Source organism: Acetobacter senegalensis, from assembly GCF_001580995.1.
Lineage (GTDB): Bacteria > Pseudomonadota > Alphaproteobacteria > Acetobacterales > Acetobacteraceae > Acetobacter > Acetobacter senegalensis.
In genome coordinates, this window is sequence record NZ_LHZU01000137.1 from 38,300 (window position 1) to 55,133 (window position 16,834).

The window sequence follows — 16,834 nt, forward strand, 5'->3', positions numbered from 1 at the left end:
ACAGGAAAGGACGGAACGATGTCTCAGACCACAGTTGCGTCACCTGCCAAAAGGGCTCTGCCTCCGCTCATGCGTCTGAGCGATGCAGCGGCACGGCAACTTACCCACCTGTACAAAACAGCCCATGCGGGCCAGTTGCTTCGCATTTCCGTCACCACCAAAGGGTGCTCAGGCAAAGCCTACGATATGGAATTTGTGGATGCGCCAACTGCTGGGGATGAAGTGATCAAGGACAAGGACGTCACCCTGCTGGTAGATCGCAAGGCGACCCTGTTCCTGATCGGGTCGGAAATGGATTTTCAGCAGTCGGACTTTGAAGAAGGGTTTGTGTTTATCAACCCGAACGAGAAAGGCCGCTGCGGCTGCGGCGAGAGCTTTCATGTGTGAAGCCGCATACGGCCTCCACCTCGGCTGACCATAAAAACTGATCAATCACACTGATGCTGCTCAGGCTGTAGCCAGCAGAAAATAGCGCTGTTGCATCTTTTGCCAGTGCGGCCGGGTTACAGCTTACATAGACAACGGATTTGGGCTTGCCTGCGGCAATTTGCGTCATTTGCAATTTGGCGCCAGCGTGGGGTGGGTCCAGCACAACGGCGGCGGCCGTGTTGAGCGTTTTCCCCATGATGGGCCGCCGGTTCAGATCCCGACATTCCGCAGTTACGCGTGTGCTGCCTGTGGCCGCTTGCAGGCATGAGGCTGCGGCTGCGTGCCCTTCATAGGCGAGGACGCGTGCACGGCTGGCTAAGGGAAAGCTGAGCGTTCCACACCCTGCATACAGCTCAATAAGAGTATCGCGTTTACCCAATTTTTTGGGGAGAGCCGCTATTACGCTCTCCTGAATCCATGCCTCACTCTCTGCGGTGGCCTGTAGAAAGGCACCGGCAGGAGGAGCAACCGTTGCTGAGCCAAAGCTGTGGCGCACGCTACCGCGTTGGGCCACGTTTTCAGGTTCCGCATTGCTGGATACGGACCGCCAACTGATGCGGGGGATGGAAAGCGAATCGGCAAATGCCGCCAGCCGGGTTCGATCGCCTGTAGAAAGCGGCCCATCAGTGGCGAGAAGCACGTCCATCCCCGATTCCAGAAGATTGATGTGCAGATCTCCGGCCTGCCGCAAGCCCTCAAGGCTACGCAGCACCTGACGGAAAGCGGGAAGGGCGCTCACCACTGTTGGATGCAGCACGGAGCACTCGGTCAAATCCACCACGGCGTGGCTACTGCGCGTATGAAGGCCCAGAAGAATATCCTTCCCATTCCGGCGGATGGCCAGATCAGCCCGCCGTCGGGAATGGGATTTCACCTGATGCTGTTCTGCTGTGGGAAGCGTCTGGAAGCCGGCTTTTTTTAGCGCGGCGTGAACACGCTCACTCTTCCATGCCAGCAAAGCAGGAAGTGCCATATGCTGAAGTGTACACCCTCCACAATTGCCAAAAAGAGAGCAAGGTGGGTCAACACGGTCAGGAGACTGCGTCAGGATTTCTTTGAGTGTCCAGCGACCCCCCTTATCCTGCGTCAGACGAACCAGTTCTCCTGGCAGGGTATAGGGTACATGCACCGCGCTGCCATCGGGCAGAGAGGCAACCCCATCCCCCTGAGCCCCCAGAGACCGAATGGAGACATCAAGGGTTGTAGGCTCATCATGAGCCGCTGTTGATTGGGTCACGAGTTAATGCAGCTTTACAGCTTCTTCCTCGGTGACAGAGACATCACCCGTCGGTGCTGGCAGATCAGCCAGCACGGTGGTACGGCGTGGCAGAAGCATGAAAGATGGCACATCCTTACCAAAGCCGACCACTTCACCGGCAGGCATGGGGGGCGCTTCATCACGCACACGGCGTTCCCGCTGTGGTTTGGGGGTATTGGCGCGCGGAGCCTGTTCTGCGGGAGGAGTTGGCCGGTTGCTGGCCCGTTCCTGTTCCGGAGCGGCGTCACGCGCCGCGGGAGCCCGATTGCGGTTCCGGTTGCCAGACTGGCTTTCTGCCCGACCTTCACGGCCCTGCCGGTCTTTGTCCCGCCGGGTGTTATTGCGGGGAGGACGTTTTTCCTCAGACCATTCCAACTGTTCAATTCCGTCCAGTTCAAGGCGCGGAATCGGTTTGCCTGTCAGGGTTTCAATGGCTTCAGCCAGAGCTTTGTCATAGGGCGTGGCTAAGCTGTAGGCGTGGCCTTCCCGCCCGGCGCGTCCGGTGCGGCCAATACGGTGCACGTAATCTTCCGCATGGAACGGCAGATCAAAGTTGAACACGTGGGACAGGCCACCAATGTCAATGCCGCGTGCCGCAACATCGGAGCAGACCAGAACCTTCAGTTCGCCACTTTTGAATTTTTCCAGCGTTGCAAAGCGTACGGACTGGGGCAGATCCCCATGCAGAGCGCCCACGGCAAAACCATGTTTGGTGAGCGACCGCGTCAGAACATCCACATCCCGCTTGCGGTTACAGAACACAATAGCGTTCTGCATTCCCGGGTCACGCAGCAGGCGGCGCAGGGTTTCACGCTTGTTGTATTCATCCACAATCACCAGACCAGCTTCAATGGTCGTGGCAACAGAAGAGGCGCGGGAAACCGTTATCTCTTTTGGCGTATGCAGGAACGCATCAGCCAACTGCCGAATGGCCGGTGCCATGGTGGCGGAGAAGAACAGCGTCTGCCTATTGGCAGGCAGCAGCCCCACAATTTTCTCAATGTCGGGAATGAAGCCCATGTCCAGCATGCGGTCGGCTTCATCAATCACCAGAATCCGTGTCTGGTTCAGTAGAAGGCCACCACGCTCAAACAGGTCAAGCAGGCGGCCCGGCGTTGCAATCAGAACATCCACGCCACGGTTCAGTACTTCTTTCTGATCCGCCATGCTTTCACCGCCAATTAGCAGCGCATGGGTCAGCTTAAGATATTTGCCGTACTGAACAAAATTTTCTGCAACCTGCAGGGCCAGTTCGCGGGTGGGCTCCAGAATCAGGGAGCGCGGCATGCGGGCGCGGGCTCTCGAGTCGGAGAGGATTTCAAGCATCGGCAGCGTGAAGGATGCCGTTTTCCCGGTGCCTGTCTGCGCGACACCCAGTACGTCCCTCGCCATCAGAATGGCGGGGATCGCCTGTTCCTGAATGGGGGTGGGATGCGTGTATCCCATATCTGCAATGGCCTGCAGGATAGGCTGGGAGAGTTCCAGATCAGCAAAAGTCGTTTTTTTGTCAGCCTCAGCCTCAGCCTCAGCCTCAGCCTCAGCCTCAGCCTCAGCCTCAGCCTCAGATGGCGCTATTTCCGCCACAATTGTGGGCTCAGCTACCACAGGTTCGGCAGCTACAACCGGAACATCAGGCTCGGCCAACAATTCACTCTGAACGGGCTCTTCTGGAGCTGGTTCAGCAGCAGGGGCTTTTTTCGCCCGAGTTGAACGGGTTGTCGTTGTTTTGCGGCGTGTGCGGCGCGGCTTGGGCTCTGCGGGTTTAGCCGCCGATTCACCGGTCGCCTCTGCTTCAGTGGCAACGGGTTCGGCTGCGCCAAGAGCGTCGGTTTCGCTCACCTCTGCCGCTGCTGCCTTGGTCTTTGTCGTGCGGCGTCGGCGGACGGTTTTTTTGACAGGTTCAGCCTCCACGGGCGCTTCCGCGGCGGTTTCAGAGACATCAGCCCCGGTTTCTGCGGGTACGTCAGAGGCTGCCGCAGTCACCGTCTTGCGGCTGCGTGTCGTTGTTCTGCGGGGGCGGGCGGGTGTTTTTGCTGTCAATATGCTCTCGGGGATGCTTCAGTCGTTTACTTAGCATGGACCGACTGGCCCTTGGTTCTTGCCCGCCCCCTGTGTGGTGGACGGTTACAAACTGAAGCCGGTCAGGCGCATGCTCCGATAAAGGGATTCCGTAAGAGAATCAAGTTTTCCTGAAGTTCTACCTGTTTTTACAGGAACGGGTGGCCCAGTGACGCGACCAGGATAGTCAGAAGCCCAAGCGCCATGATGATCAGAATCTGATTGCGGATCGAGTCGAAGGTGGCGGGCTGGGGGCGGATGGCCCGGCGTACTTTCTGGTAAGGCCCCATCTGCAACCGAACAAACAGGCCAGCCATGATCAGGCCCATCAGTTGCATGGCGTTGGTGGTCCATGGTGCGTTGGCAAACCCGCCTTCATGAATGATCATCAACCACCCCGTAATCAGCACGGTAGGGATGACATGCATCAGCATGCGGAAGAAGCGGCCAAGCGTTTGCAGATGCACGGAATTGCGCTGCGTGGTGTCCAGCAGGTTCAGGCTGGGGCGCAGAATGATGGTCGCGTAAGCAGCACCGCCAACCCATACGACAATGCTGATGATGTGGAGTGCGAGAATTAGGCTCCACAGAATGGAATGAGGCATGCAGACTCCGCTCACAGAAAATGAAAGATGGCTTTCAAAACGCACTATGCCTCAAGGCCAGCGAATGGTCATGGGCGTGCAACTGGGAGCCTGATTGCCAAGGGGGTGGCCGAGGTGCAAGTCAGTATTCCGGCTTTGGCTTCCCGTTCATGCCGCACAGGAGGGCTTTATGGCGTTCACTTCTCATTCCTCTCTCGCTCTTTATACCCCCGAAGAGATGGGACAGATTGACCGCCTGGCGTCTGCTTCCGTGCCGGTGGCCGTGTTGATGGACGCCGCAGGGCGTGCCGTTGCGCGTGCCGTGCGGCGTTTTTTTAAGCCGTGCAGGGTCTTGGTGCTGTGCGGGCCCGGCAATAACGGGGGCGATGGTTATGTGGCCGCTCGTTATCTTTATGATGCAGGGTGGCCAGTAACTGTGGCTGAGATGTCGTCCCCACATGCAGACTCGCCCGCCGGTCAGGCTTCCGCGCTTTTTGGCGGGATACGGGTGCCGTTTACCGCAGAGGAAGCGCAGCGCGCAGATCTGGTTATAGATGCGGTGTTTGGTGCGGGGTTGAGCCGGGATGTGACTGGCCTCCCTGCGGAAGTGCTGGCTGCCGCGCGCAAAGTGGTGGCGGTGGATATCCCCTCCGGTATTGATGGTGAAACGGGGCAGGTGCGAGGCCATGCCCCCTACGCGCAGATGACCGTTACCTTCGTGCGCTTCAAGCCGGGGCATCTGATGTATCCTGGGCGTGCCCATATGGGGCGGCTGGTGCTGGCTGACATCGGTATGCCTGCTTCCGCGCTTGATCAGGTCGCGCCACAGGCGTGGCAGAACGCTCCAAGTTTGTGGACTCTGCCGGTTCCGGGGCCGGAAAGCCATAAATATAGCCGCGGGGTGGTCAGTATCTGTGCGGGTGAGACCATGCCTGGAGCAGCACGCTTATGTGCGGGTGGGGCACGGGCGGCAGGTGCAGGGCTGGTGCGGGTTGCCGCAGGACCTGGCGCACCGGCTTACAGGCTCGGGGCACCGGGGCTGGTGGTGGATGATGGCCCCTTGCCGGAACTTCTGGAAGATAAGCGGCGCGCTGTCTGGGTTTGTGGGCCGGGGCTGACAGAGCAGGAAGTAAGCAAAGCCCTGCCTGTATTGCTCGGGGCGAAAAAAACTGTTCTGGCCGACGCGGGTGCGCTTTCTGCTTTTGCGGGCAAGCCTGAGATGCTGCGTGGTGTTGCAGTCATTACGCCGCATATCGGAGAGTTCACAAAACTGTTTGGCGCCCCCGGAGATAATCCTTCAGCAGCCGTGCGAGCGGCCGCGCAGCGGCTTAATGCGGTTGTTGTCCTGAAGGGGGCGTCAACCCTTGTGGCTGCCCCGGATGGTCGTCTGGTGATCAATGATCACGCGAGTCCGGCGTTGGGAACGGCGGGCTCCGGTGATACGCTTTCTGGGGTGATTGCCGCCTTGCTGGCGGCAGGCATGCCCGCGTGGGACGCTGCCTGTGCGGGTGTCTGGCTGCATGGAGAAGCCGGTTTGGAGGCAGGAACATGGCCCATAGCCGAGGATCTGGACCGTTATCTGGGCCCTGCGCGGGAAAAAGCGACCAGATTGCAGTCTCAGGACAAGAGATATGCATCGGGCATCTTGCCGTGAGCCACGCTCTGGGCTAAGTGCTCGCAACTCACGACGGGGTTTTGACCGTGCGGGTGTGGTGGAATTGGTAGACACGCCAGATTTAGGTTCTGGTGGCGCAAGCCGTGGGGGTTCAAGTCCCTCCACCCGTACCAATTATTTGGTGCCCCCGTCCTGTTTCGCAGCAGCTTCCGCAGCAGCCTTTCGGCACGATGCGGGGTGTTTAAGTTTGTACCGAAAGGAAGGCCTGGCCGATGCAGGTTACCGAGACCCTTTCCGAAGGGCTGAAGCGTGGTTTTACCATTACGATTCCGGCAGCGGATCTTAAGACGAAGCAGGATGCTCGTCTTAAGGAAGTGGCCGCCAGCCTGAAGCTTCCGGGCTTCCGTCCGGGTAAGGTTCCCGTCTCCATTGCGCGCCAGCGTTATGGTGAAGGCGTTCGCGCTGAAGTGCTTGAACAGGCTGTGTCTGAAGCGCTCCGCACCACGCTGGATGAGCGTGGCCTGCGCCCGGCTGGTCAGCCGCAGGTTGATCTGGTTTCCGGTCAGGAAGATGCTGACAAGGACCTGGAATTCAAGGTGGAAACCGAGATCCTGCCTGACATCACGGTTCCGGATCTCTCCGATCTCAGCTTGACGCGCCTGAAGGCGACCGCCAGCGATGAAGCCATTGACAAGATCGTGGCAGACATCGCCAAGCGTCAGCGCACGTTTGAAACGCTTGAGGAAGATCGCCCCGCAGTAAAGGGTGATGTTGTCAGCGTTGATTTTGTTGGTAAGCGTGACGGTGTGCCCTTTGACGGTGGCACGGCTGAAGATGTGAACGTTGAAATCGGTGGTGAAGGCTTTATCCCCGGTTTTGCCGAGCAGATTGAAGGCATGAAGCCCGGTGAAGAAAAAGTCATCACCGTGACCTTCCCGGAAAATTACGGCGCTGAAGAACTTGCTGGCAAGGAAGCGACGTTCGACATCAAGGTGCGTGAGCTGAAAAAAGCTGTTGATGCGCCGATTGATGATGAACTGGCCAAGAAGCTGGGCTTTGAAACGCTCGAACAGCTTCGTGATCTGGTGCGTAAGCAGGTTGAAGGCGAGTACGATCAGCTTTCCCGTCTGCGTATCAAACGTGAACTGCTGGACGCTCTGGCTGCAAAAACCGATTTCCCCGCTCCGGAGGGAATGGTTGATGCGGAATTCAACCAGATCTGGCAGCGCGTTGATGCAGACCGCAAGGCCGGTGAGCTTGACGACGAAGATAAAGATAAGGACGAAGAAACCCTTCGTTCCGACTATCGCAAGATTGCGGAACGCCGGGTGAAGCTGGGTCTGCTTCTGGCAGAAATTGGCCGTAAGAACGCCATTACCGTCACGCAGGATGAACTGGCACGGGCAATGCGGGCAGAAGCCATGCGTTACCAGGGGCAGGAACAGCAGGTGTTCCAGTTCTTCCAGAACAATCCGCAGGCCATAGAATCCCTTCGCGGTCCGATTTTCGAGAACAAGGTTGTCGATTATCTGATTGAACTCGCGAAAGTGGAGGATAAGGAAGTTACTCCAGAAGAGCTGTCGGACATTCCTCCGGCTGATATCTGAGACCTTTCTGTCCCGCCAGTGTGAACTGGCGGGACACTCTTTTTCAGACTGTTTTTCTTTTCCGGGGTGGCATCTTGCCACTTTATCTCTATCTTGAGTGAGAGTGCCTGAACCGACTTCCTGGGTTTTGATGGAAGGAGGCAAGGGCTGGTGCAGGTTTTTTACGGGAATGACTAACATGAGGGATCGTGATCCCGTTGAGATTTTCAGCAACGCTTTGGTGCCCATGGTGGTCGAGCAGACCTCACGGGGGGAGCGGGCATTCGATATCTATTCCCGCCTGCTTCAGGAGCGGATTATTTTTCTGACAGGCCCTGTCTATGATCAGGTGGCCTCTCTTATTTCCGCACAGCTTCTCTATCTTGAAAGTGTGAACCCCACGAAGGAAATCTCCTTCTATATCAACAGCCCTGGCGGCGTTGTGTCTGCTGGCTTGGCAATTTATGACACCATGCAGTACATCCGCAGCCCCGTTAGCACCGTGTGCATCGGTCAGGCAGCTTCCATGGGGTCTTTATTGCTGGCTGGGGGCGAGAAGGGGCACCGTTATGCGCTGCCTAATGCTCGCGTCATGGTGCATCAGCCTTCTGGCGGTGCACAGGGACAGGCCAGCGATATTGAAATTCAGGCCAAGGAAATCCTTATTATCCGTCAGCGCCTGAATGAGATCTATCGCGAACATACCGGCCAGACGCTTGAGGATATCGAGCAGAAGCTGGAACGTGATAGCTATATGTCTGCCGAGGAAGCACAGTCTTTCGGTATTGTTGACAAGGTAATCAGTCATCACAAGGCAGCAGAAGAAACTGGAAAGAAGGATAAAGACCATCCTTAATCTGGTGAACACCAACACCCCCGTTACAGTGCGGGGGTGGTCTGTCGTAAGGAAGGCAGATAAAGTCTGGAATACGGCTCTCGGGAGTCTGAGGCCTGGGATGATCGAGGGAGTGGGCTCATGAACGCGAAGTCCGGTGATTCCAAAAATACGCTTTACTGCTCATTCTGCGGCAAATCGCAGCATGAAGTGCGGAAGCTTATTGCTGGTCCAACCGTTTTCATCTGCGATGAATGCGTAGAACTCTGCATGGATATCATCCGTGAAGAGCACAAGACCACGCTTGTCAAATCGCGTGAAGGCGTGCCCACGCCCAAAGAGATCTGCAAAGTTCTTGATGATTATGTGATCGGGCAGTTTGAGGCCAAGAAGGTTCTCTCTGTTGCCGTGCATAACCATTACAAACGTCTGACCCAGTCAGCCAAGAACAATGATGTCGAGATTGCAAAGTCCAACATCCTGCTGATTGGCCCGACAGGCTCTGGTAAGACCCTGCTGGCGCAGACTTTGGCGCGTATTCTGGATGTTCCGTTCACCATGGCGGACGCCACCACGCTGACAGAAGCCGGATATGTGGGGGAAGATGTTGAAAACATCATCCTCAAACTGTTGCAGGCTTCTGATTATAATGTGGAACGGGCGCAGCGTGGCATCGTTTACATTGACGAGATCGATAAAATCTCACGCAAGTCAGACAATCCTTCCATCACACGTGACGTAAGTGGGGAAGGTGTTCAGCAGGCTCTGCTGAAACTGATGGAAGGGACTGTGGCATCTGTTCCGCCGCAGGGTGGCCGTAAGCATCCGCAGCAGGAATTCCTGCAGGTGGATACCACCAATATGCTGTTCATCTGCGGTGGTGCTTTCGCCGGGTTGGACAAAATTATTGCCGCTCGCGGTAAGGGTACGGGGATTGGCTTCGGCGCCGATGTTCGTTCTCCGGATGATCGTCGGATGGGAGAAATCCTGCACGATGTAGAGCCGGAAGATCTGATGAAATTCGGGTTGATCCCCGAATTTATTGGTCGTCTGCCAGTGCTGGCTACTCTGGGTGATCTGGATGAAGCGGCGTTGATCCGTATTCTGACAGAACCCAAGAATGCGCTGGTTAAGCAGTATCAGCGCCTGTTCCAGATGGAAGATGTGCAGCTTTCCTTTACGGATGATGCACTGAAAGCCATTGCGGACCGCGCCATCAAACGCAAGACCGGTGCCCGTGGGCTACGCTCCATTATGGAGAGCATCCTGATGTCCACAATGTTTGACCTTCCAGGTCTGGACAATGTGGAAGAAGTGGTTGTGAACCGTGATGTGGCGGAGGAAAAAACCAGTCCGGTTTACGTCTACGGCAAACGGAAAGAGATCCCGGCTGAGCAATCAGCCTGAAAAACGGGGTAAGACATTATAGGGGCGGCGGATCGGAAAGGTCTGTCGCCTCTCTTTTCTGGTTAACCCATTGTGAAATGGGACATTCGTAACGACATAGTAGAGGCAGGGACTGTTTGGTGTCTCTACGGGCCCAGGGGCATGCCGCAGGGCGGGTGTCCGGCCTGGATCGTCCTTGAAGGAGGTCATGGTTATGGCTGATAATGAAAAACCACCAGTAAAACGTAAACGGAAGTCACCAGCCAAAACGCAGGCGGCAACTCCTGAATCTGTTGTGCCAGCGAACGTTTCCCCCGCAGAAGAGGGAACGGCTGTTCAGCAGAAACCGCAAAGCGAGAACCGCGTGGCCGTTCTGCCGCTGCGTGATATTGTTGTCTTCCCGCATATGATCGTGCCGTTGTTTGTCGGTCGTGAAAAATCCGTCAAGGCACTTGAATCCGTTACGCGTGATGACCGGCAGATCCTGCTGATTGCGCAGAAAGATGCCGCACAGGATGATCCGGGCATTGATGACGTTTACCGTTTTGGCACGGTATCCACCATTCTGCAGTTGCTGAAATTGCCGGATGGCACCGTCAAGGTGTTGGTGGAAGGTGTCCGTCGCGCCAAGGTAAAAGCGCTGCACGATGTTGACGGACATTTTGAAGCTGAAATTGAAGATGTGGTGGAAACTGCTGCGGTTGGCCCGGATGCCGAAGCGCTTGGCCGTTCCATTATTTCGCAGTTTGAGCAGTATATAAAACTCAATAAGAAAATTGCGTCTGAAGTCCTGGTTTCCCTGAACCAGATTACGGATCTGTCCAAGCTGGTGGATACGGTGGCGAGTCACCTGAACCTCAAGATTTCCGAAAAACAGGAAATTCTTGAAGCTCCTTCTGTCATGCTTCAGCTTGAAAAGGTTTTTGCCCACATTGAGGCGGAAATCGGTGTGCTGCAGGTTGAGAAGAAAATTCGCAACCGCGTAAAGCGCCAGATGGAGAAAACCCAGCGCGAGTACTATCTGAACGAGCAACTGAAAGCCATTCAGAAAGAACTGGGTGAAGGCGAAGACGGTAAGGACGAAACCACCGAGATTGAGGAGCGCATCGCTAAAACCAAGCTTTCAAAAGAAGCGCGGGAAAAGGCGGTAGCGGAACTCAAAAAGCTGCGTGGCATGAGCGCCATGTCAGCCGAGTCGACCGTGGTGCGTAATTATCTGGATTGGCTGCTGGGTATTCCGTGGAAGAAGCGGACCAAGGTCCGTCATGATCTGGCAGAAGCGGAAAAAATTCTGGATACCGATCACTACGCGCTGGATAAGGTCAAGGAGCGTATCCTTGAATATCTGGCGGTGCAGAGCCGTTCCCAGAAACTGAAAGGCCCGATCCTGTGTCTGGTGGGGCCGCCGGGTGTTGGTAAAACGTCTCTGGCTCGGTCTATTGCCAAGGCAACAGGTCGCCATTACGTGCGGATGTCGCTGGGTGGCGTGCGGGATGAAGCCGAAATTCGCGGGCATCGCCGCACGTATATCGGTTCCATGCCAGGCAAGATCATTCAGGGCATGAAGAAGGCGAAGGTGTCCAACCCGCTCTTCCTGCTGGATGAAATTGACAAGCTGGGCGCGGATTGGCGTGGTGATCCGGCTTCGGCATTGTTGGAAGTGCTGGACCCGGAACAGAACAGCACATTCGCTGATCATTATCTGGAAGTAGATTATGATCTGTCCGATGTGATGTTTGTCACGACGGCGAATAGCCTCAACATGCCGCAGCCGCTGCTGGACCGGATGGAGATCATCCGTCTGTCTGGCTACACGGAAGATGAGAAGGTGGAAATCAGCCGCCGTCATCTGATTGCCAAGCAGGGTGAGGCCCATAACCTCAAGCCGGATGAATGGTCCATCAGTGATGACGCCCTGCGGGATCTGATCCGTTATTACACGCGTGAAGCGGGCGTACGTAGTCTTGAGCGCGAGATTGCCAATCTGGCGCGTAAGGTTGTGAAAGAGATTGTGACCGGCAAAGCCAAGAAAGTGGCCATTACCGTCCGCAACCTCGAAAAACTGGCTGGCGTGAAGCGCTTCCGTTACGGCGAGACCGAAGCGGAAGATATGGTGGGCATTGTCACCGGGTTGGCATGGACCGAAGTGGGCGGAGAAATTCTGACCATTGAAAGTGTCATGGTGCCGGGTAAAGGCGGCATTGTGGAAACTGGCAAGCTGGGTGACGTCATGAAGGAAAGCGTCTCTGCTGCGTTTTCCTACGTGCGGAGCCGGGCAACCACCTTTGGTGTGGCGCCGACTCTGTTTGATAAGCGGAGCTTCCACGTGCACGTTCCCGAAGGCGCGACTCCGAAAGATGGGCCTTCTGCGGGCGTTGCCATGGCGACATCTCTGGTGAGTGTGCTGACTGGTATTCCGATCCGGCGGGATGTTGCCATGACAGGCGAGATCACGTTGCGCGGGCGTGTGCTGCCCATTGGTGGCCTGAAAGAGAAGCTGCTGGCAGCAGTGCGGGCCGGTATTCGCACGGTCTTTATCCCCAAGGATAATGAAAAGGATCTGGCGGAAATTCCTGAATCTGTGAAGAAAGATCTGGAAATCGTACCCGTTTCGCATGTGGATGAAGTGCTGGCGCGTGCGCTGGTGCGGCAGCCGCAGCCAATCCATTGGGAAGAAGTGCCGGAAGCCGTTCCGGGAGCGGAAGGGGCGGCCCACGTTTCCGTGCTGCCGCACTGATATAAAAAACGCTCTGAAGCCGAAGTTTGCTGTTGGTCGGTTGACGTGGCAAAAAACGGCTTCATAGTGCGAGCGGGAAGCGGAGAGGCGGACGCAATGCCGCCCGCCGCTCCACCAAAGTTATATATTATTGAGAAAGGCGTAATATGGAGAAGCCGCTTAACAAGCAGGAACTCGTGGCGGCAGTGGCCGACGAGGCTGCTCTGCCCAAGGCTAAGGCTGGAGAAGTGGTCGACGCCGTATTCGGTGCTATCGAGAAGGCTCTGTCTCGTAAGCAGGAAGTTCGTCTGGTTGGGTTCGGTACGTTTGTAACCGCAACACGTAAGGCGGCTAAGGGTCGTAACCCGCGCACGGGTGAAGAAATCGACATTCCGGCTTCTACCTCTGTCCGTTTCAAACCGGGCAAGGCACTGAAGGACGCCGTAAGCTAAATCCCTGCGGGAAATAGTTTTTCGGCTTTCGGGCGGCAAATCCCAAAAAGGGGGTTGCCGCCCGTTTTTATTTGTGACACATAAGCGGCGGGCGATTAGCTCAGCGGTAGAGCGTCTCGTTTACACCGAGATGGTCGGGGGTTCGATCCCCTCATCGCCCACCAAACCATTATACTTTCAGGTAAAATGGTTTCCCAGAGCGCTAAGCGCTCTCGATTTTCTGATAAAAGAAAAAACACCGGTTTTCTCCTGTAAGAACCGGTCGTCCCAAGTAATCACGTGAAAGTGGCCGTGGCAGGCTGCCTGTAGCCATGGTTGTTCGCCACGCTTGGGGGTAGGTTGTCTGCATGATGTTTGGTTTACGCGACCTTTCTCGTGCAGGAGCCCCCCGATGCAATCTGTCCTTGGTGATTACGCGCCAGTTCTTATATTCGGTGCCCTCTCCGTGGTCATTGCCGCTGCGATGCTGGGTATGGCGCTGATAAGTGGACACCAGAAGCCTTATCCTGAAAAAACAACAGCATATGAATGTGGTTTTGAGGCATTTGATGATGCCCGCCGCCGCTTTGATGTGCGGTTTTATCTGGTGGCTATCCTCTTCATTATTTTCGATCTTGAAGTCGCATTCCTGTTCCCGTGGGCAGTCAGTCTCTCCCGCATAGGGTTGTTCGGCTTTCTTTCCATGCTGGGGTTCCTGAGCGTGCTGGGGATCGGTTTTCTGTATGAGTGGCGCAAAGGCGCGCTGGACTGGGATTAAGGGGAAAGCGCCTATGTCTACGAATTCACAAGAAGATGCTGTTCTCTGGAACAGAGAGGCTCTGCCGCCGGGGCCGGAGCAGGATGCCGTTGTGCGCGGTATTACAGGCGCCATTGCCGAGAAAGGCTTTGTGGTCGCCAATCTGGACAAGTTGGTGAACTGGGGACGCACAGGGAGTCTATGGCCCATGTCTTTCGGCTTGGCATGCTGCGCCGTGGAAATGATCCATGCGTACATGCCCCGATACGATCTGGACCGTATGGGGATTATTCCCCGCGGTTCTCCGCGTCAGTCTGATGTCATGATTGTTGCAGGCACGCTGACCAACAAGATGGCCCCTGTGCTGCGCCGTTTGTATGAGCAGATGGCAGAACCCCGCTGGGTTATCTCCATGGGCTCCTGCGCCAATGGTGGGGGGTATTACCACTATTCCTATTCCGTGGTGCGCGGCTGCGACCGCATTGTGCCGGTTGATGTGTACGTGCCCGGCTGTCCGCCCACTGCAGAAGCGTTGATTTACGGCATCATGCTTTTGCAGAAGAAAATTCGCCGCACGGGGACCATTCTTCGTGGCTGAGCTTCCTGTTAATCCACAGCAGAACCGTCTGCAGGGGCAAGTGGGCTCCATGGCGTTTACGCTTGCCACGTCTCTGCCTGGCATTCATTCGGCCGCGGTTGAAAAGGGCGAACTGGTGGTGCGTACGGTGCGTGACCAGCTTCTCCCCCTCATGACGTTGCTTCGTGATGATCCTCGGTATCGTTTTGAACAATTGATGGATCTGTGCGGTGTTGATTTCCCGGGAAGGGAAGAGCGGTTTGAGGTCGTCTATAACCTTCTTTCCGTCTCCCATAACCACCGCATCCGCGTGATTGTCACAACAGATGAGACAACGCCGGTTCCGTCCGTGCATCACCTCTGGCCGTGCGCCACGTGGTGGGAACGTGAATGCTATGATCTGTTTGGCGTTCTCTTTTCCGGACAGCCGGATTTGCGCCGGATTTTGACTGACATCGGTTTTGAAGGCTTCCCGTTGCGCAAGGATTTCCCCCTGACGGGTTACGAAGAAGTCCGATACGATGTTGAGCTGCGCAAGGTTGTAAAAGAACCTGTTTCCCTGACACAGGATTTTCGGGATTTTGATTTTGTTTCTCCGTGGGAAGGGATGTTGACCTTGCCTGGAGACGAAAAGGCGCATGAAGTCAGGCAAGGTATCAAGAGGTCCCGCGGATGACCGACATGAAACAGCCCCGTGCCGTGGATGTTGAAGAAACATTCCTGAAAAACGATATTCCTGAAAGCCTTTTGCCTGAACAGAAGCTTCAGGAAACTGAGCGGCGAACGGTTGAAATTGATTCCCATGCCCTGAATTTCGGGCCTCAGCATCCATCAGCTCATGGTGTGTTGCGTCTTGTGCTGGAAATGGAAGGCGAGGTTGTGGCGCGGGCCGTGCCACATATCGGCCTTTTACATCGTGGCACGGAAAAGCTGATAGAATACAAAACCTATCATAAAGCGCTGCCGTATTTTGACCGGCTGGATTATGTTTCTCCCATGTGTGAGGAGCAGGCGTTTGCACTGGCCACGGAAAAGCTTCTGGGCATAGACATTCCCGAACGGGCTAAATGGCTGCGGGTTATGTTTGCGGAAATTACCCGTATTTTAAATCATATCCTCAATATTACCGCCATGGGGTTGGACTGCGGAGCGGTAACGCCCGCATTGTGGGGATATGAGGAACGGGAAAAACTGTTGGAATTTTATGAAGCAGCGTCTGGCGCGCGGTTTCATGCCAACTATTTTCGCCCTGGCGGTGTGGCGCGCGATATTCCAGCTGAATTGGAAGATCGGATTGGCGCGTGGGCCAAGGAATTTCCGGCGTGGATTGATGATCTTGAAGGTCTGCTGACGGAAAACCGTATCTGGAAACAGCGTACGGTTGGCATTGGCATTTTCACAACCGAGCAGGCTCTGGCATGGGGGTTCAGTGGCCCGTGCCTTCGGGCTTCCGGTGTGCCGTGGGATCTTCGGCGCAGTCAGCCGTATGACAATTACCACAAAGTTGACTTCAAGGTGCCTGTTACCCGGCAGGGCGACTGTTATGATCGGTATCTCGTACGCATGGAAGAAATGCGCGAGAGTGTGAAGATTATCGAACAGTGCCTGGCGCAGATTCAGCCCGGAGATGTGAAAGTGCAGGACCCAAAGTTTACGCCGCCACGGCGTGCAGACATGAAGCGGTCCATGGAAGCACTGATCCATCACTTCAAGCTGTTCAGTGAAGGGTATCATGTGCCGCCGGGAGCCACTTATACAGCCGTTGAAAGTCCGAAGGGTGAATTTGGCGTGTATCTTGTGGCAGACGGCAGCAACCGCCCGTATCGCTGCAAAATACGGCCTACGGGTTTTTCCCATTTGCAGGCCATAGATGAACTGTCACGCCGGGCTATGCTGGCAGATATGGTGGCGGTCATTGGCTCTCTTGATCTTGTGTTTGGGGAGGTGGACCGTTGAACACCCCATGGAAACCGGCAGAGCAGCCGGACAAATTTTCATTTGATGCAGCATCTGAAGCGGAAATCGCAAAAGTGCTCGTCAAATATCCGGAAGCGCGTAAGGCCAGTGCCGTCATGCCCATGCTTTATATTGCCCAGCGGCAGATGGGGCGGGAAACGGGGAGTGCATGGGTGCCTGTTGCCGCCATGGATGAAATTGCGCGGCGGTTGGACATGGCGCCCATCCGTGTGTACGAGGTCGCATCCTTTTATACCATGTTCAACACGCGCCCGATCGGGCGGTATCATCTTCAGGTTTGCACGACGACATCCTGCTGGCTTCGCGGTTCAGATGATGTTGTGCATGCCTGCAAAAAAGCAGCCGGCGTCGGTGGCTTTGGTGAGACAAGCGAAGATGGTCTGTTCACCTTGACACAGGTTGAATGTCTGGGAGCATGCGCCAACGCTCCCATTCTGCAGGTGGATGATGATTTTTATGAAGATATGGATGGTCCACGCACGGAAGCCCTGATTGCAGCGCTCCGTGCAGGAGAAAGACCTCCGGCAGGACCGACCGTAAACCGGTGCGGGTCCGCCCCCGAAGGGGGACGCAAGACCCTGCTTGTAACGCCGGAAGCGGCGTCTGAAAACCAATAGGAGAGACG

15 protein-coding genes and 2 tRNA genes are annotated in these 16,834 nt (G+C 55.8%); 14 read left to right on the plus strand and 3 right to left on the minus strand.

The features are described from left to right. Window positions 1-18 precede the first annotated feature (18 nt). A complete protein-coding gene (locus tag AD948_RS11360) occupies window positions 19-387 on the plus strand; it encodes a HesB/IscA family protein (protein WP_035380859.1) in 369 nt (122 codons plus the stop codon). Here AD948_RS11360 and AD948_RS11365 read toward each other — a convergent pair. The 3 genes from AD948_RS11365 to AD948_RS11375 all read right to left on the minus strand — a co-directional run bounded on the left by AD948_RS11365 (window position 335) and on the right by AD948_RS11375 (window position 4,350). Then, window positions 335-1,666 (minus strand): class I SAM-dependent RNA methyltransferase, encoded by a 1,332-nt coding sequence (locus AD948_RS11365; RefSeq protein ID WP_408736068.1) that lies wholly within the window; start codon window positions 1,664-1,666, stop codon window positions 335-337. The two genes, AD948_RS11360 and AD948_RS11365, sit on opposite strands and share 53 nt — an antisense overlap. 3 nt (window positions 1,667-1,669) lie before the next feature. Continuing rightward, window positions 1,670-3,670 (minus strand): DEAD/DEAH box helicase, encoded by a 2,001-nt coding sequence (locus tag AD948_RS11370; RefSeq protein WP_456303764.1) that lies wholly within the window; start codon window positions 3,668-3,670, stop codon window positions 1,670-1,672. Between the two features lie 224 nt (window positions 3,671-3,894). Continuing rightward, on the minus strand, window positions 3,895-4,350 hold the full coding sequence (locus AD948_RS11375; protein WP_061472103.1) for a CopD family protein: 456 nt from the start codon (window positions 4,348-4,350) through the stop codon (window positions 3,895-3,897). A 169-nt stretch (window positions 4,351-4,519) separates the two neighbouring features. Here AD948_RS11375 and AD948_RS11380 point away from each other — a divergent pair, with 169 nt between their 5' ends. The 13 genes from AD948_RS11380 to AD948_RS11440 all read left to right on the plus strand — a co-directional run bounded on the left by AD948_RS11380 (window position 4,520) and on the right by AD948_RS11440 (window position 16,826). Beyond that, on the plus strand, window positions 4,520-5,983 hold the full coding sequence (locus tag AD948_RS11380) for a bifunctional ADP-dependent NAD(P)H-hydrate dehydratase/NAD(P)H-hydrate epimerase (protein ID WP_061472081.1): 1,464 nt from the start codon (window positions 4,520-4,522) through the stop codon (window positions 5,981-5,983). A gap of 49 nt (window positions 5,984-6,032) precedes the next feature. After that, window positions 6,033-6,117: transfer RNA gene (locus AD948_RS11385), tRNA-Leu, on the plus strand. A gap of 99 nt (window positions 6,118-6,216) precedes the next feature. Beyond that, a complete protein-coding gene (tig, locus tag AD948_RS11390; RefSeq protein ID WP_006559063.1) occupies window positions 6,217-7,551 on the plus strand; it encodes a trigger factor in 1,335 nt (444 codons plus the stop codon). A 169-nt stretch (window positions 7,552-7,720) separates the two neighbouring features. Next, window positions 7,721-8,386 carry an ATP-dependent Clp endopeptidase proteolytic subunit ClpP gene (clpP, locus tag AD948_RS11395; protein ID WP_174766843.1) on the plus strand — a complete coding sequence of 222 codons (666 nt, stop codon included), beginning with the start codon at window positions 7,721-7,723 and terminating at the stop codon, window positions 8,384-8,386. 120 nt (window positions 8,387-8,506) lie between these two features. Next, entirely contained in the window at window positions 8,507-9,772 is a 1,266-nt protein-coding gene (gene clpX, locus AD948_RS11400; protein WP_006559065.1) for an ATP-dependent Clp protease ATP-binding subunit ClpX, read from the plus strand. A gap of 193 nt (window positions 9,773-9,965) precedes the next feature. After that, window positions 9,966-12,488, plus strand: a complete 2,523-nt coding sequence (lon, locus tag AD948_RS11405) for an endopeptidase La (protein ID WP_082782420.1) — start codon at window positions 9,966-9,968, stop codon at window positions 12,486-12,488. 146 nt (window positions 12,489-12,634) lie between these two features. Beyond that, a complete protein-coding gene (locus AD948_RS11410) occupies window positions 12,635-12,919 on the plus strand; it encodes an HU family DNA-binding protein (RefSeq protein WP_006559067.1) in 285 nt (94 codons plus the stop codon). Window positions 12,920-13,008: 89 nt separating this feature from the next. Continuing rightward, a tRNA-Val gene (locus tag AD948_RS11415) sits at window positions 13,009-13,083 on the plus strand. Between the two features lie 227 nt (window positions 13,084-13,310). Next, complete coding sequence (locus AD948_RS11420) at window positions 13,311-13,676, plus strand: NADH-quinone oxidoreductase subunit A (protein WP_006559069.1); 366 nt, start codon at window positions 13,311-13,313, stop codon at window positions 13,674-13,676. A gap of 13 nt (window positions 13,677-13,689) precedes the next feature. Continuing rightward, the gene (locus AD948_RS11425) at window positions 13,690-14,253 is read left to right on the plus strand and encodes a NuoB/complex I 20 kDa subunit family protein (protein ID WP_006559070.1); all 564 of its coding nucleotides are present in this window, start codon (window positions 13,690-13,692) and stop codon (window positions 14,251-14,253) included. Further along, on the plus strand, window positions 14,246-14,908 hold the full coding sequence (locus tag AD948_RS11430) for an NADH-quinone oxidoreductase subunit C (RefSeq protein ID WP_052051400.1): 663 nt from the start codon (window positions 14,246-14,248) through the stop codon (window positions 14,906-14,908). Before AD948_RS11425 ends, AD948_RS11430 begins: the two co-directional genes overlap by 8 nt. A gap of 5 nt (window positions 14,909-14,913) precedes the next feature. Next, window positions 14,914-16,188, plus strand: a complete 1,275-nt coding sequence (locus AD948_RS11435) for an NADH-quinone oxidoreductase subunit D (protein ID WP_375600761.1) — start codon at window positions 14,914-14,916, stop codon at window positions 16,186-16,188. Continuing rightward, complete coding sequence (locus AD948_RS11440; RefSeq protein ID WP_035380844.1) at window positions 16,185-16,826, plus strand: complex I 24 kDa subunit family protein; 642 nt, start codon at window positions 16,185-16,187, stop codon at window positions 16,824-16,826. Before AD948_RS11435 ends, AD948_RS11440 begins: the two co-directional genes overlap by 4 nt. Window positions 16,827-16,834: the final 8 nt, after the last annotated feature.

Coding starts and splice junctions, on each gene's coding strand:
- AD948_RS11360 (WP_035380859.1), top strand. CDS start 19: ATGTCTCAGACCACAGTTGCGTCACCTGCCAAAAGGGCTCTGCCTCCG.
- AD948_RS11375 (WP_061472103.1), bottom strand. CDS start 4,350: ATGCCTCATTCCATTCTGTGGAGCCTAATTCTCGCACTCCACATCATC.
- AD948_RS11380 (WP_061472081.1), top strand. CDS start 4,520: ATGGCGTTCACTTCTCATTCCTCTCTCGCTCTTTATACCCCCGAAGAG.
- tig (WP_006559063.1), top strand. CDS start 6,217: ATGCAGGTTACCGAGACCCTTTCCGAAGGGCTGAAGCGTGGTTTTACC.
- clpP (WP_174766843.1), top strand. CDS start 7,721: ATGACTAACATGAGGGATCGTGATCCCGTTGAGATTTTCAGCAACGCT.
- clpX (WP_006559065.1), top strand. CDS start 8,507: ATGAACGCGAAGTCCGGTGATTCCAAAAATACGCTTTACTGCTCATTC.
- lon (WP_082782420.1), top strand. CDS start 9,966: ATGGCTGATAATGAAAAACCACCAGTAAAACGTAAACGGAAGTCACCA.
- AD948_RS11410 (WP_006559067.1), top strand. CDS start 12,635: ATGGAGAAGCCGCTTAACAAGCAGGAACTCGTGGCGGCAGTGGCCGAC.
- AD948_RS11420 (WP_006559069.1), top strand. CDS start 13,311: ATGCAATCTGTCCTTGGTGATTACGCGCCAGTTCTTATATTCGGTGCC.
- AD948_RS11425 (WP_006559070.1), top strand. CDS start 13,690: ATGTCTACGAATTCACAAGAAGATGCTGTTCTCTGGAACAGAGAGGCT.
- AD948_RS11435 (WP_375600761.1), top strand. CDS start 14,914: ATGAAACAGCCCCGTGCCGTGGATGTTGAAGAAACATTCCTGAAAAAC.